This is a genomic window from Pollutimonas sp. M17 (assembly GCF_025836975.1).
GTDB lineage: Bacteria > Pseudomonadota > Gammaproteobacteria > Burkholderiales > Burkholderiaceae_B.
The window spans coordinates 3,491,616-3,505,500 of record NZ_CP107548.1; the positions used below are offsets into that span (position 1 = coordinate 3,491,616).

At 62.5% G+C, this 13,885-nt stretch carries 14 protein-coding genes; 5 read left to right on the plus strand and 9 right to left on the minus strand.

Annotated elements, in window-relative coordinates:
• Positions 1–2: 2 nt before the first annotated feature.
• The 7 genes from OEG81_RS16420 to def all read right to left on the minus strand — a co-directional run bounded on the left by OEG81_RS16420 (position 3) and on the right by def (position 6,702).
• Complete coding sequence (locus OEG81_RS16420; RefSeq protein WP_264130352.1) at positions 3–1,370, minus strand: FAD-dependent oxidoreductase; 1,368 nt, start codon at positions 1,368–1,370, stop codon at positions 3–5.
• A 7-nt stretch (positions 1,371–1,377) separates the two neighbouring features.
• Positions 1,378–2,697: a TRAP transporter large permease gene (locus OEG81_RS16425; protein WP_264130353.1), complete on the minus strand. Its 1,320-nt coding sequence runs from the start codon at positions 2,695–2,697 to the stop codon at positions 1,378–1,380.
• A gap of 38 nt (positions 2,698–2,735) precedes the next feature.
• The gene (locus OEG81_RS16430) at positions 2,736–3,224 is read right to left on the minus strand and encodes a TRAP transporter small permease subunit (RefSeq protein ID WP_264130354.1); all 489 of its coding nucleotides are present in this window, start codon (positions 3,222–3,224) and stop codon (positions 2,736–2,738) included.
• 5 nt (positions 3,225–3,229) lie between these two features.
• Complete coding sequence (locus tag OEG81_RS16435) at positions 3,230–4,261, minus strand: TRAP transporter substrate-binding protein (RefSeq protein WP_264130355.1); 1,032 nt, start codon at positions 4,259–4,261, stop codon at positions 3,230–3,232.
• 236 nt (positions 4,262–4,497) lie between these two features.
• Entirely contained in the window at positions 4,498–5,127 is a 630-nt protein-coding gene (locus tag OEG81_RS16440; RefSeq protein ID WP_264130356.1) for a class I SAM-dependent DNA methyltransferase, read from the minus strand.
• Between the two features lie 25 nt (positions 5,128–5,152).
• Entirely contained in the window at positions 5,153–6,109 is a 957-nt protein-coding gene (gene fmt / locus OEG81_RS16445; protein ID WP_264130357.1) for a methionyl-tRNA formyltransferase, read from the minus strand.
• Between the two features lie 80 nt (positions 6,110–6,189).
• Positions 6,190–6,702 (minus strand): peptide deformylase, encoded by a 513-nt coding sequence (gene def / locus OEG81_RS16450; RefSeq protein WP_264130358.1) that lies wholly within the window; start codon positions 6,700–6,702, stop codon positions 6,190–6,192.
• A 124-nt stretch (positions 6,703–6,826) separates the two neighbouring features.
• On the opposite strand from def, the gene dprA reads away from it, so the two are divergent.
• From dprA to OEG81_RS16465, 3 genes are all read left to right on the plus strand, one after another.
• The gene (gene dprA, locus OEG81_RS16455; RefSeq protein WP_264130359.1) at positions 6,827–8,077 is read left to right on the plus strand and encodes a DNA-processing protein DprA; all 1,251 of its coding nucleotides are present in this window, start codon (positions 6,827–6,829) and stop codon (positions 8,075–8,077) included.
• Positions 8,078–8,155: 78 nt separating this feature from the next.
• On the plus strand, positions 8,156–9,064 hold the full coding sequence (locus OEG81_RS16460; protein ID WP_264130360.1) for a hydroxymethylglutaryl-CoA lyase: 909 nt from the start codon (positions 8,156–8,158) through the stop codon (positions 9,062–9,064).
• Between the two features lie 4 nt (positions 9,065–9,068).
• The gene (locus OEG81_RS16465) at positions 9,069–9,542 is read left to right on the plus strand and encodes a hypothetical protein (protein ID WP_264130361.1); all 474 of its coding nucleotides are present in this window, start codon (positions 9,069–9,071) and stop codon (positions 9,540–9,542) included.
• 385 nt (positions 9,543–9,927) lie between these two features.
• Here the strand turns inward: OEG81_RS16465 and OEG81_RS16470 are convergent, their stop codons facing one another.
• Positions 9,928–10,839 (minus strand): LysR family transcriptional regulator, encoded by a 912-nt coding sequence (locus tag OEG81_RS16470; protein WP_264130362.1) that lies wholly within the window; start codon positions 10,837–10,839, stop codon positions 9,928–9,930.
• A 116-nt stretch (positions 10,840–10,955) separates the two neighbouring features.
• Between OEG81_RS16470 and OEG81_RS16475 the strand changes: the two genes are divergently transcribed.
• Both OEG81_RS16475 and OEG81_RS16480 read left to right on the plus strand, forming a co-directional pair.
• On the plus strand, positions 10,956–11,927 hold the full coding sequence (locus tag OEG81_RS16475) for a Bug family tripartite tricarboxylate transporter substrate binding protein (RefSeq protein ID WP_264130363.1): 972 nt from the start codon (positions 10,956–10,958) through the stop codon (positions 11,925–11,927).
• A gap of 26 nt (positions 11,928–11,953) precedes the next feature.
• On the plus strand, positions 11,954–13,111 hold the full coding sequence (locus OEG81_RS16480; protein ID WP_264130364.1) for a M24 family metallopeptidase: 1,158 nt from the start codon (positions 11,954–11,956) through the stop codon (positions 13,109–13,111).
• A gap of 84 nt (positions 13,112–13,195) precedes the next feature.
• Here the strand turns inward: OEG81_RS16480 and OEG81_RS16485 are convergent, their stop codons facing one another.
• Entirely contained in the window at positions 13,196–13,810 is a 615-nt protein-coding gene (locus OEG81_RS16485; protein ID WP_264132623.1) for an ATP-binding cassette domain-containing protein, read from the minus strand.
• Positions 13,811–13,885 lie beyond the last annotated feature (75 nt).

The window sequence follows — 13,885 nt, forward strand, 5'->3', positions numbered from 1 at the left end:
TGTCAAGCTCCCAATTCGGCGCCGTCGCGATTCAGGGCGAAGCGTATGTCTTCGCCCTTGACGTCCCTGACGGCAAGGTTTTCGTTAATCGCCATGGCGGCCGCGTGTCCTATCGCATGTCCGTAGCTGAAGCACTGGGCGGTCACCCGCGCCGAGGCCATCGCCTCGTGTTCCGCCGAAAGGCAGCGTCCGGCGAAGAGCAGCGATTCGCCCCTGGACGGAACGAAGCACTCGTACGGGATCTCGTAGTAATCCTCGAACAGCCAGGACAGGCGCGGCTTCTCTCCGCTGTGCAATTCGATGGGCCAGGCGGAACGGGCGATGCCGTCGCGGCGCTTCATGCCCGACACCACATCGCTGTTGGACAGCGTCTGAAGGCCTACCGCCTGGCGCGTCTGGCGCGTGCCCACCTGCACCCCGGTATCGTTCAGGTAGGCCTTTTCGCATCCCGCCAGGTGGTCCCGGAAGAAGCGCTCGTATTCGCGCACCTGCTTGCGGCCCTCGACCTCGGCTTCGCTGAAATCCCTGGCGATCAGCGGATTGAGTTCGCGTCCGTCGCCGCCGATGACGCGGGTGCAGTTGCAGATCAGTTCGCCGTCCCGGGGCGTGGGAAACAGAAAGACTTTCGCCCGCGGCAGCTTGTAGTCGCCCGCGGCATTGAGCGACAGGATCAGTTGAGTGATCCGGTCCGGCATGATCGCGTCTTCGCCGTATTCTTCCAGGAAGCGCTCCACGTCCACGCCCGAAAGGCGGAAGATCATGGTCGGATTCTGCACATGGCCGTCCAGTCCCACACGTGTCGCCAATCCGGCCATCGCCACCAGGTCGGCGTCGCCGCTGGCGTCTATCGTAAGTTTCGCGCGCACGTCCAGTTTGCCCTGCTTGGTATAGGCGATGACGCCGGCGATACGCTCGCCACCATCCAGCAGGACGTCGGTCACCATGCTGTGATACAGCACCTGCACGCCCTGGCTTGCCAGCAGGCCCTCCGCGCTTTCGCGCCAGGCATGCGGCTCATGCACGCGTGTGAAGGTTTCCCCGTACCGCACGGGGCCGGTCAATCCGTTGCGCGCCTCCATCGCGGCGATGAATTCGTCCACGAATCCATGCACCAGGCGCTCCGGCGCCTTGTCCCTGCCCTCATGCGCCAGGTACAGGCCGCAGATCGTGCCCGACATGCCCGCGACGGCGCCGCCGCCGCAGAATCCGTAGCGTTCCAGGACGAGCACTTTCAGGCCCTGGCGGGCCGCGGTGTATGCCGCCGCCACACCCGCCGCGCCGCCGCCCACGACCAGGACGTCGGTATCGATGCGCCATGCCGGACGCTGGTCATGGACGGAAACCTGTGTGGAGATTCGATGCTGTTGCATTGTGATGTCACCTCGCAATCATGGTTTGCGGAAGCCATAGGGCAATTGCGGGAAATGCAATCACCAAACCGAGCGCTATGAATTGCAGTCCCAGGAAGGGCCATACCGATCGGAAGATATCGCCGATGGAGATGCCTTCCGGGGCCGCGCCTTTCAGATAGAAGGCGGCGGGACCGAAGGGCGGCGATATGTAGCTGATCTGCATGTTCATGCAGAACAGCACGCCCAGCCAGATGGGATCGAAGCCCAGGGCGACGGCCACGGGGACGAACACCGGTGCCGTCAGGAGCAGAATGCCTATCCAGTCCACGACGCAGCCCAGCACGATCCAGATCAGGTTCATGGTGATCAGGACGCCCCATTTTCCGCCCGGCAGGCCAAGTAGCATTTCCTTCAGGTACTGGGTGCCGCCCGCCATGGTGTATACGCCCACCAGCACCGAGGCGCCGAAGAACAACCAGTACAGCATGCAGGTGACCTTGGTCGTATCGACCACGGCCGCATACAGTCCTTGCCACGTGAAGCGCCTGTTCACCAGGGCGGCGACCAATGCTCCCACGACGCCCACGCCCGCGGCTTCCGTCGGCGTGGCCCAACCCAGGTAAAGCGATCCCAGCACCGAGAAGGCCACCAGTCCGGGAAGGATCAGGTTCTTCACATAGCCCAGTTTTTCCACGAAGGAAATCTCCAGTTCCTCCGGCGGGGCGGTGGGCGCGATTTCAGGCTTCAGATAGCTGATGGTGACGATGTAGAGAATGTACAGACCGCCCAGCAGCAGGCCGGGAAATACGCCCGCCATGTACAGCTGGCCGATCGACGTGCCCGACGTCAGGGCGTACATGATGAAGACGACGCTGGGCGGAATCAGCGTCGACAATCCGCCCCCAGCGCATATGGAGCCCAGCGCCAGCGATTTCCCGTACCCCCGCTTCAGCATGGCGGGCAGGGCCACCACACCCATGGTCACGATCTCCGCGCCGATCACGCCGACCATGGCGGCCATCAGCGCGCAGGAGATGACCACCGCGATGGCCAGTCCGCCACGCAGCTTGCCCGACCATATGTAGGCAGCCTTGAAAATATCCTCGGCGATGCCGGCCTTTTCCAGGATGTTGGCCATCAGGATGAATAGCGGCACGGACAGGAGGATGTTGTTCCCCATGAGAGTGAACACGCGGCTTACGACGATGTTGAGCGTATTCAGGTCGAACAGCCATACGGCCATGACCACCGCCACGGCGCCTGTCGCGAACGCAATGGGCAGCCCGACGATCAAAGCGCTGATCAGCGCTCCGAATACAAGGAGCGTTAAGTATCCTAAGGACATGATCTGCCTTATCTATTTAATGAGTGTGGTTGCTGCGCTTACGCTTTTTCGGAACCGAAATTCTCGATCAGATTCGCCAGGCCTTGCAGGTACAGCAGCACACCGGCAATGGGAATGGCAAACTTGACGGGCCAGATAGGCGGGTTCCAGAGCGTGCCCGACGTTTCGTTCTGCAGGAAGGACGTGACCGCCATATCCCATCCGAACCAGATGAGCGTGAGGCAGTAGGCCGAAAACAGGACGAAGGCCAGCAGATCGCACAGGCGGCGGCCGCGCCAGCCGAAGCGCTCGTAGACCATGTCGACCGTTACGTGCCGTCGATACAGCAAAGCGTACCCTCCGCCCAGCACGTAGACGAAACCCGCGATGTAGGTCATGGATTCGTCCGCCCACAAGGCCGGAGAATGAAACACGCTGCGCGCGATCACCTCACGCGCAATGATGGCGACAACCAGCAGAATGAGCAGGCCGGCCACGCGGCCCACCCATTCGTTCACACGTCCAATGAGGTGTATGAATGAGTTCATCGTCATCAGGCCAGAAGTTTGATTTCGCGCAGGTAGGCTTGCTGTGAATCGACGGCCTGCTTGGCCAGCGGGCTCTTCTTCGCCCACTCGCTCCAGACTTCATGCGCCAGCTCACGGCCGCGCAGGCGGTCCGCGTCGCTCCAGGCGATGAGTTCCACGCCTTTTTTCTTGACCTCTTCGGCCACCACGAGATCGTTCTCGGCGATCTTCTTGACCTGATAGGCGGAGAATTCCTTCCAGGTCTGCTCGACGATCGCCTTGACGTCGTCCGGCAGCGCCTTCCAGGCCGTCTTGCTGACGGTGAAGTCCTGGATGGGCATGGAGTGAAAGCCCGGATAGGTCGCGAACTTGGCGATCTCGAAGAAGCCGATCTTGTTGTTGACCGACAGGGTGGACCAGTCCACCGTGTCCACCACGCCTTTTTCAAGCGCCGAATAGGCTTCCCCGCCCGGTATCACGACGATGGAGGCGCCCATTTTCGCAATGGTTTCCGCAGCCAGGCCTTGCGCGCCGCGATGCTTCAGCCCCTTGAAGTCGTCGGGACTGCGGACGGGCACCTTGGATGTCAGCGATTCCACGCCCCACCATGTGCATCCCACAGTGTAGGCGTTGAACCTGTCGTAGGCGGCGCGCATCATGTCGATGCCGCCTTTCTCATACAGCCAGGCATTCTGCTGCATGGGCTCGGTATAGCCGAAGGCAAAATCGCCTATCACCGCCAGTGCGGGCTCTTTACCCGCAAAATAGCCCGGATAGGTCGAGTGCCCCTGAATGACGTTCTGGCCGACCGCATCCAGGGTCTCGAACGTACCCACGATGGCGCCCGCCGAGAACGGGGTGATTTCCAGGCGGCCGCCCGTGTTTTTCTTCACGTTGTCGCAGAATGTCTGGAACATTGCGTAGGTATCTTCCCCCGCGCCCCATAGCGTCTGGACCTTCCACTTTATGGTTTTTTGAGCCAGCGCAAGGGATGGCGCACCCAATATCGATGTGGCTGCGGCAGCAGAGGCGGCTTTCAGTATTGAACGGCGGGTCATGCTCATCGTATGTCTCCGATTATTGGTTTTGACGTACATCTGGAGTTAATTATATCTGTGATATATTTAAAATATGCACTAGGGTTTACCCCGGTTTATCGCGCCGGATCCCGATCCGGGCGCCCGGAGAGAATAGAAGAAAGAAGGCCCCGCAAGCCAAGGCAGGGACTCGGCGCTGAAGAAGCGCAAGCCGGCCGGATACGCCTGCAGGCGCCGGCGGAAAGATAGCTGGGAAGTTAGCTGGCTTTGCGCCAGACACTGGCCAGCCAGGGCTGCTGCTCGCGCGGCAGGCCTTCGGGCCGGTAGTAGTGTTCGAGCTCGGTAAAGCCCGCCTCGGTCATCAACCGTCTCCATGAAGCCAGATCGTGATAGACGCCATAACGGCCGCCGTTCCAGCCTTCCTGGTTCGCGCCGCGCGGATTGGAACTGAACAGGACTCCCGACGATTTGAGCGCGGCATGCAACTGCCCGAGCACCCTGGGCAGGGCAACGCCCGGCACATGGAACAGCGATGCGTTGGCAAATATGCCGTCGAAATGGCCAGCCGGCAGGTCCAGGTCCAGGAAGTCCTGCTTCCATACCTCGCAGCCGGATTCCGCGCGGGCGATGGCGACGAAGGCGTCCGTCCCGTCCAGACCGACGGGACTATGGCCCAGGCGGACGAACGCCTTCAGGTCGCGGCCCGGTCCGCAACCGAAATCGAGTATCCGGTAAGGCGGCGTCCCTTGTATATGGCGCAACAGGGCCTCAATGTTCTGGCTGACATCATGGTCTTGCGTCCCGGCCCGGAAGCGCTGGGCACTGCGCTCGTAATCGTCCAGGGTCGCGGCGGAGATATCCCTGAGGTCGTCGGGTGATCGATGCATGCTTGCGCTCCGTGAGGTTGCGGCACTACTGTGGGTGCCAGCCCAGCATGAAGGATGCCGCCGACTGCCGCTTGCCGCCGGCTTTCTGCAGTTCCAGCAAGCGCAGGACGCCATCGGCGGTCAGGACGTCGATGCCGTCCGGACCCGCCCGCAGCACATCCCCCGGTTTGCGGCCGCCGGCCGTCGACGCGTCGCCGCCCGGCATGCTCGCCGCGTTCCAGATCTTGACCGGCTCGGCCAGCCCCGGCAGTGGCATGGTGGAGCCCGGAACCGGGTTGAAGGCGCGGATGCGACGGGCAAGCAGCTCCGCCGGCTGGGAGAAATCCAGCGGCGCCTCGGCTTTCTCGAGCTTGGCCGCGTAGGTCACGCCCTCTTCGGGCTGTGGATGAGCCACCAAGGTTCCTTGCCGCAGGTCGTCGATCGCCTGGACGATGGCCTGGGCACCGACCCCGGCCAACTCGTCGTGCAGGCTGGCCGCGGTATGCGCGGGCGTGATGGGCACCGTGCGGGTCAGCAGCATGGCGCCGGTGTCCAGCCCCTGATCCATCATCATGATGGTGATGCCGGTTTCGGCATCGCCCGCCTGGATGGCGCGCTGGATGGGCGCCGCGCCGCGCCAGCGCGGCAGCAGGCTGGCGTGGATATTGAAGCAGCCGTAGGCGGGCAGGGACAAGACCCACTCCGGCAGTATCAGGCCATAGGCCGCCACCACCATCAGATCGGGAGCGGCGTCCAGCAAAGCCTGCCGGGCGGCCGAGGCGTCTTCAGGGTATTTGCCATCCAGGCGCAGGCTGCGCGGCTGGCATACGGGAATGCCGGCCGCCAGTGCCGCCTGCTTGACGGGGCTGGGGGTGAGCTTCAGCCCCCTGCCCGAAGGGCGGTCGGGCTGGGTCAGTACCAAAGGCACCCGATGGCCGGCCGCGACCAGGGCGTCCAGGGCCAGACGGGCGAATTCGGGCGTGCCTGCAAAAACAATGCGCATAAATAGAAAGGCCGATTCAATAAACTGAATCGGCCATGATAACAAGCGGCGAAAAGCCTGGCGCCATTCACCGGAAGGCCCTAGGCCCGGAGCGCCTCGCGCTCTTGCTTGCGCAGACGCGTCTTGATGCGGTTTTGCTTCAGGACGGAAAGGTACTCGACAAAGACCTTGCCCAGCAGGTGGTCCAGTTCGTGCTGGACGCAAACCGCCAGCAGGCCCTCGGCGTCGAATTCATAGCTTTTTCCTTGCAGGTCAAGGGCGCGCACGCGTATGCGGGCCGAGCGCTGGACTTCGTCGTAGACCCCTGGCACCGACAGGCAGCCCTCTTCGTAGACCTGGAGCTCGTCGCTTTTCCAGATGATTTCGGGGTTGATCAGCACATGCAGATCGTTGCCGTCTTCGGATACATCGATGACCACCACACGCTCATGGACGTCGACCTGGGTGGCGGCCAGCCCAACGCCCGGCGCGGCATACATGGTTTCGGCCATGTCGCGCACCAACTGGCGGATGCGGTCATCGACCGCCTGAACCGGCTTGGCAACCTTGTGCAAGCGCGGGTCGGGATATCGAAGAATAGGTAGTAAAGCCATAAGACGGATCCGGGAATGCGTGTAAGCTTCTATGATAAATCAAACTACTGTTTTTGACCCTTTCCAGCGCGCAAAGTTCGTCCTGCCCAGGCCGAATCGTCCTCGTCCTGTGCCACACTAGCGTATGCCCCTGACCCTGCCTTCCGAAGAACTCCACGCCTGGATACGCCTGTCGCTCGAACCGGGCCTGGGTCCCGCCCAGGCCCGCAATCTGCTGGCCGCCATCGGCTTGCCGCAGCAGGTCTACGCGCTGTCGGCCGGCAGCCTGGGCAAACAGGTGCCCATGGAACTGGCACGGCAACTGGCCCGCGCACCCGACGATACGGTGGAAACCGCCATCGCCCTGACACTGGCCTGGCTGCAGCGGCCCGGCCACCACTTGCTGACGCTGGCCGACCCCGCCTACCCGCGCGCATTGCTCGACATCCACGATCCGCCCCTGCTGCTTTATGTAAATGGCAATCCCGAACTGCTGTCCCGCCCCGCCATATCCATCGTCGGCGCGCGCAATGCCAGCGCCGGCGGCATGGACAACGCCCGGGCCTTCGCCCGCCACCTGGCCCAGCAGGGCTGGTGCATAGGCAGCGGACTGGCACAGGGCATAGACACCGCCGCGCACGAAGGCGCCCTGCAGGCCGGCCCCGATGCCGGCGGCACGGTCGCGGTGCTGGGCACCGGCATCGACATCGTCTACCCCGCCGGCAACCGCGACCTGGCGCATCGGATCGCAGCGGCCGGCGCGCTGGTTTCCGAGTTTCCGCTGGGCACCCGCGCGCTTCCCTATCAGTTTCCCAAGCGCAACCGGCTGGTGGCGGGCATGTCGCGCGGCGTCCTGGTGGTCGAAGCGGCCAAGCAAAGCGGCTCGCTGATCACCGCCCGGCTGGCTTCCGAGATGGGCCGCGAAGTCTTTGCCATTCCCGGCTCCATCCATTCGCCCCTGTCCCGGGGCTGCCATGCCCTGATCCGCCAGGGCGCCAAGCTGGTGGAATCGGCGGAAGACATCCACGACGAACTGGGGCGACCCGAGGCGGCGCAGATTGCCGGGCTCGGCAGCGGCCCAGCACTGCCGGACGCCGGTTCCGGCAAGGGCGCCGCCGGGCGTGGCCTGCGCAAAGGCGGTCCCGCCGCCATGCCGGCTCCCGGCCCCGCTGGCATCGGCCACACAGATACCGCAAGTTCCCGGGACAGCGCCAAGCCCGATGCCGAGCCGGAGAACCAGCTTGTGCTGGACGCCCTGGGCCACGATCCCGTCCATCTGGACGTCCTGCAACAACGCACCGGCCTGGACCTGCCCACGCTGAACAGCCGCCTGCTGCAACTGGAGCTGTCGGACGGCGTCGTCCGCCAGGGCGACGGACGCTACCAGCGCCGTTAACGGTATATATTTACAATAATCCATGCGCCTGCCGCCTGCGCCCTTACCGCGGTCCGCCCTTATACCAGGAATGCTCCCATGTCTTTGCCCGATAAAGTCAAGATCGTCGAGGTTTCTCCGCGCGACGGCTTGCAGAACGAAAAAGAGTTCGTCGCCACCACCGGCAAGATCCAGCTTATCGACCGCCTATCGGAAGCCGGCTTCCAGAATATCGAAGCCGCCTCTTTCGTGTCGCCGAAATGGGTGCCGCAGATGGCCGATGGCGCCGAAGTCATGGCGGGCATACGGCGCCGTCCCGGCACCATCTACTCGGCCCTCACGCCCAATCTGCGCGGCTTCGAAGCCGCCCTGGCCGCCGGCGTGGATGAAGCCGTGATCTTCGGCGCGGCCAGCGAGGCATTCTCCCAGCGCAACATCAACTGCTCGATCGCCGAATCCATCGCCCGCTTCGAGCCTGTGGCCGAAGCGGCCAAGGCCGCCGGCCTGCGCCTGCGCGGCAGCATCAGCTGTGCGCTGGGCTGCCCCTACCAGGGCGAAACCCCCATCGAATCGGTCGTGGACGTCGCCCGGCGCATGCTGGCCCTGGGCTGCGATGAAATCGACGTCGCCGACACGATAGGCGTCGGCACGGCCGTGCAGGTCGGCCGCGTCATGCGCGCCGTGACCGAAATCGTCGATCCGTCGCGGGTATCGGGCCACTTCCACGACACCTATGGCCAGTCGCTGGCCAACATCATGGCGGCCATGGAAGCCGGCATTTCCATTTTCCATACCTCTGTGGCCGGCATAGGCGGCTGCCCCTACGCCAAGGGCGCGACGGGCAACGTGGCCACCGAGGACGTCCTGTACATGATGCGCGGGCTGGGCATAGAAACCGGCGTCGACCTGGACGCGGTCGTGGACATCGGCCAGTGGATTTCACACCACATCGGGCACAAGTCCTCCAGCCGTGCGGGCAACGCCCTGGCGGCGCGCAAGGCGGCCTGACAACATGTTTGCACACCAGAAGCCCAGCCAGGAAGAACACGCCCAGTTGCTGCAGGAAATAGGCCCTTTGCCCTTGAAGGGCATGGCGTGGCCCAAATGGATAAAGGTATTCGCCTGCGCGGTGCTGGTGTTCATTGGCATCCAGATCGCTCGCACGGCCGCCAGCCCGGTGGGCCAGAACATCAGCCCCCTGGTGGCCGGCAGCATCATCGTATGCTTCATCGGCCTGGTGGTGCTTGCTCGCTATATGCTGGTTTCGGAAACCAGCATCAGTGAATCCGGCATCCGGCAGTCCTGGCTCGGACGGCGGGAGATCGCCTGGGAAGACATCCAGTTCGCCAAGTTCATTCCGCTGGTGGCGTCCAAGCGATTGATCTGCTTCACGACGCGGGGCCGCCCTGTCGTGTTCCAGGCGGGGACCAAGGAATTGCAGATTGCGTTTGCGCGGATTGCGCTGGTGTATCGGCGGCGGAAGTAGCGAGCAGTCGTTACCTCTTGGATTTGGACCTATGCGATTGAACATACCAAGCCAAGACGCTTGCGCTACATAGGGTGGACAAGGCCAGAGGCAGAAGAAACGTTATATCTTCAAACAGCATGCCTGTAATAAGCTGGTTAGGCATGAATACAAGCGCCATCAGGGCCGTTGCAAAGAACATTGCAACCACTATGCAGGCAACAAGAATAATAAGTCTGAAAAGGCTTGGCTCGTGTATTGCCGCTTTGCTCATTGTCTTCCCCATTTTGTTTTGGTTTTTTGCTACTAGTTGATCATATGCTGCCAGATACTGTGCAAATAATCAAAATTTGTTGCGGCTGGACGGCTGAATCCGCAGCCGAAAGCGTCTGTCTCATCAGCAACGCTACCTGACAGCATGGGCATCGTTGATCAACTTGCGCAGAAGATGGGCCACCTCGCGGGCGGCCCGGCTGAGCGGGTGGTGCGTGGTCGTGCGAAGCACGACATAGCGCGGCAGCGTTGGTTCGACGATGCGCCGGATGTACAGTTTGTTCACGTAGTTTTCCTGGCGCGCCAGATGTTCGCTCCAGATGGCGTAGCACCGTGACCGCCGGATCAGGGCGAGCTGCGCTTCGATGGAATCCGCTTCGAAAATAATGCGCAAGCGAATCCCCTGCCGCAGGGCCTCTTCCTCCATGCGGACACGAAGCCCGTTCGGCGACGCCGGAAGCACCAGGGGGATGTCCTCCAGATCGCGAAACGGGATGTCCTGGCTCAGGGAACCAAGCGGCTTCTGGCCGATCAGCGCCAGGTCGGACTGCGCCAGCACGTCTTCATTTGCGACGCGCAGCGCCCGGTACTGCGTGGTCAGCGCAATATCGACCTGCCCGCTGCTCAGCCACTCCTCATGCTGGGCGCTGAAGCTTTCCACCATTCTGAGTATGACGCCCGGGTACTTCTGCTGCACCTCGTCGAACAGGTCTGCGGCAAAGGCGCGCATGTAGGCGGTCAGCAATGCGATGGAAACGACCCCGCTGGGGCCGCCGCTACGTTCACGGATATCCCTGACGAACCCGTCGCAGCCTTCGACGATCTTCCTGGCCTGTTCGATGGCCAGCAGGCCAATGGCCGTGGGCTGCACGCCGCGGCCCGTACGGTAGAAAAGAGGCGCATTCAAGGTCTGCTCCAAGGCCTTGAGGCTACGGCTTACCGATGGCTGCGTCAGGGACAGCGCATCCGCGGCACGTGAAATATTGCCCAGTTCCGCAACCTTCAGGAATAAACGCAAGGTCTGGATATCAATATTGTGCGTCATGCGTGCATCGTATATCTGTTAGAGGAAGGGGCGCATAGTAAACAAGAACGCCTTGCTTTAAGGTAAGCCCTGTTCAGTTACGAACCATTCAATAAAAAACCGGAGACCAACCTTTCATGAATCGCCGTCTATTTCTTCTGCTCTCCCTGGCGTCCGCCTGCATGGCGCCGCTGGCCGCCCAGGCCGCCTCATTTCCCGACAGGCCCATCCGCATTATCGTACCGTATGCGCCGGGCGGCACGACCGACATGCTGGCCCGTGTTGTCGGCAAGCACATGTCGGACAAGCTTGGCCAGAGCGTGATCGTCGAGAACAAGCCTGGCGCCAACGGCATGCTGGGGTCATCGATGGTGGCAAAGGCCGCGCCGGATGGCTATACCCTGGGCATCGCCACGCCCGGGAACCATGCCGCCAATGCCAGCCTGTACAAGGAAGTCCCCTATGACACCATCAAGGACTTCACGGCGGTGTCGCAGGCCGTGAACTCGCCGATGATACTGGTGGCGCACCCCAGCCTGGGAGTCAAAACCGTTGCGGAGCTGATCGCGAAGGCGAAGGCCGAGCCGGGCGCCATCGTATACGCTTCGGGCGGCACCGGCTCTTCCATGCACCTTGCGATGGAGCAGTTCGCAAAAATGGCCGGCATCAAGATGACCCATGTCCCGTACAAGGGCTCGGGAAATTCCTATATCGATCTTCTGGCCGGGCGTGTATCGCTGCTGATGGACATCAGCCCGCAAGCGCTGCCGCGAGTACGGAACGGCGAACTGATTGCGCTGGGCACGGCCTCGGAAAAGCGCCTGCCGGAACTGCCCGACGTGCCCACGATCGACGAGGCCGGCGTGGCCGGTTACCGCGCCGGGTCCTGGTACGGATTCGTCGGCCCCGCCGGGATTCCCAAGCAGACGCTGGACACGCTGAACTCGGCCATCACCGCCGCGCTGCATGACCCCGAAATCGAAAAAAAGCTTCAGGCCGCGGGCCTGCAGATCGTCGCCAGCAAACCGGCGGAATTCCAGTCCTTTATCGAGGCTGAGGTGAAGAAATCCGCACAGATCATCAAAGATGCCGGCATTCAGCCAGAGTAACCCATAGACACTTAGGATGTTTTTTCATGATTCCAGAATTCACCCCTATCGATTTCAATGCCCGCCGTCAAAAAATCGCCGCCTCCGTGAAGGCCGCGGGATTCGACGCCTATGTTGGAACGCGTCAAGGCGCTTTGCATTATCTGAGCGGGGCGTTCATGCCGTGGCGAGGCGCGGTCATCATCACGGCAAACGGTGATTGCAGATTCGTCTACTGGGCCTGGGACGCCAGCCGTATCCGTGAAGAAGGGATCGACGTCGACATCACGCCATTCACCTTCTCGGACTTCACGCGCATCATTTCCGGGAAGCTGAACGAACTTGGGCTGTCGAAGGGCCGCATAGGCATCGATCTCGCCCATCCGGGCGCGGCGCAGATTGCACCCGGCATGATGTGCGCAAGCGAATACCTGGAACTGAAAGAGCTGCTTCCCAATGCCGATATCCGGAATGGCGTCGACATGCTCGACGACGTCATGCTCATCAAGGATGCCGCTGAAATCGAACGCTTGCGCTTTGCCGCGCATGTGGCGGACAAAGGCTTCAATGCGGGTCGCAATGCGGTGCGCGCCGGGGTCACCGAGAATTCCGTCGCCGGCGCGATTGAAAAAGCCAACCGCGACAATGGCAGCATTTGGGCCTGGGCCCTGACCGGCGGGACGGAGGTCGGCTCCGGGAACCGGACCGGCTACCTGCATGGCGTAACGCAGCAAGCCTCGGAGAAACTGATCCAGGACAATGAGTTCGTCATCCTGGACCTGCACCCCATGATCGACCTTTACCTGGCCGATTCATCCATTCCGGTTTTCCTGGGCAAGCCGACCGCTCAGCAGCAAGGCATGATCGATTGCTGGGAAGAAGTGGTGGCGACCATGATCGAAAACATGAAGCCCGGCCACGCCATACCCGAAGTTGTGAAGAAGGGGCTTGCCGTCTTCGAACGCCATGGCCTGACGGACTACTGCCTTCCCACCTTCGGTCATGGCCTGGGCACCTGCGCCAGGACGCGGCCCTTCATCAACCTGCGCAGCCAGGACGTCGTCCAGGCCGGCATGGTGGTTGCGCTGGGCACGCATCTTTATGTACCGAATGTCGGCGGGATGCGGCTGGAGTTTCCCCTGCTCGTGACGGAAAAAGGCGGCGAAGCCTTGATGGAGACCCCGCCCAAGGTTCATATGGTTTGACGGCCGATTGCCCATCCACCCCTTCACCTGCTCGCAAAGCGCCACGTCCGGCGCTGGGCAAAGCGAAGGGTGGACATGCCGCGCTTAGCGCAACGCGGCAACATTGACGGAAACTGCTCCGCTGGCCTGGACCAGTTCGGGATCGTGGCTGGCGAACAGCACGACGCGATCCCGGGACCAGGCCTTGAATTGTTCGGCCAACACGGCGCGAGCCTGCGCATCCAATCCCTTGCTGGGGCCATCCGCAATGACGACGGCCGGATCGCCCAAGGCGGCGGCCGTCAGGAAGACCTTGCGCCGCGTCCCCGTCGACATCTGCTCGAAGCGCTTGTCCAGATGGGGTTCCAGTCCCAACCGATAGGCCAGGTCGAGCACGGCGGCATCGAGGGTTGCGTTCTTTTCCATGGCGACCTGCTCGAGCAATCCGCGCCCCGTCTGCGCGGGGAACGCCAGGCAATCGTCGGGCACATGGGCCAGGCGGGCTTTGGCCTGCCGCGGAGCTCGGGTCAACGAATGCCCAGCTATCCAGACCTCGCCCGCATCCGGGGCAATGAGGCCGGCAATGATGCCCAGCAAGCTGGACTTGCCGGTGCTGTCTTCTTCGCACAGCGCCACGCATCCCGGCGCGAACGTGTGAGTCAGCCCCTGGAATACGAGATGGTCGCCGTAGCGCTTGCTGAGATTGTCGATGCGTAGCATGCCGGCAAGTGTACGCATGATCGCCGCGCGTGGCTAGATCCCGCATCGGACAGCGCCGGTTGGGCGTCCCGCTTG

Excerpts from the sequence above, each read along its gene's own strand:
- OEG81_RS16485 (WP_264132623.1), bottom strand. The coding sequence starts at position 13,810 with ATGCTACGCATCGACAATCTCAGCAAGCGCTACGGCGACCATCTCGTA.
- OEG81_RS16430 (WP_264130354.1), bottom strand. The coding sequence starts at position 3,224 with ATGAACTCATTCATACACCTCATTGGACGTGTGAACGAATGGGTGGGC.
- OEG81_RS16465 (WP_264130361.1), top strand. The coding sequence starts at position 9,069 with ATGTTTGCACACCAGAAGCCCAGCCAGGAAGAACACGCCCAGTTGCTG.
- OEG81_RS16420 (WP_264130352.1), bottom strand. The coding sequence starts at position 1,370 with ATGCAACAGCATCGAATCTCCACACAGGTTTCCGTCCATGACCAGCGT.
- OEG81_RS16480 (WP_264130364.1), top strand. The coding sequence starts at position 11,954 with ATGATTCCAGAATTCACCCCTATCGATTTCAATGCCCGCCGTCAAAAA.
- def (WP_264130358.1), bottom strand. The coding sequence starts at position 6,702 with ATGGCTTTACTACCTATTCTTCGATATCCCGACCCGCGCTTGCACAAG.
- OEG81_RS16435 (WP_264130355.1), bottom strand. The coding sequence starts at position 4,261 with ATGACCCGCCGTTCAATACTGAAAGCCGCCTCTGCTGCCGCAGCCACA.
- fmt (WP_264130357.1), bottom strand. The coding sequence starts at position 6,109 with ATGCGCATTGTTTTTGCAGGCACGCCCGAATTCGCCCGTCTGGCCCTG.
- OEG81_RS16475 (WP_264130363.1), top strand. The coding sequence starts at position 10,956 with ATGAATCGCCGTCTATTTCTTCTGCTCTCCCTGGCGTCCGCCTGCATG.
- dprA (WP_264130359.1), top strand. The coding sequence starts at position 6,827 with ATGCCCCTGACCCTGCCTTCCGAAGAACTCCACGCCTGGATACGCCTG.
- OEG81_RS16460 (WP_264130360.1), top strand. The coding sequence starts at position 8,156 with ATGTCTTTGCCCGATAAAGTCAAGATCGTCGAGGTTTCTCCGCGCGAC.
- OEG81_RS16440 (WP_264130356.1), bottom strand. The coding sequence starts at position 5,127 with ATGCATCGATCACCCGACGACCTCAGGGATATCTCCGCCGCGACCCTG.
- OEG81_RS16470 (WP_264130362.1), bottom strand. The coding sequence starts at position 10,839 with ATGACGCACAATATTGATATCCAGACCTTGCGTTTATTCCTGAAGGTT.
- OEG81_RS16425 (WP_264130353.1), bottom strand. The coding sequence starts at position 2,697 with ATGTCCTTAGGATACTTAACGCTCCTTGTATTCGGAGCGCTGATCAGC.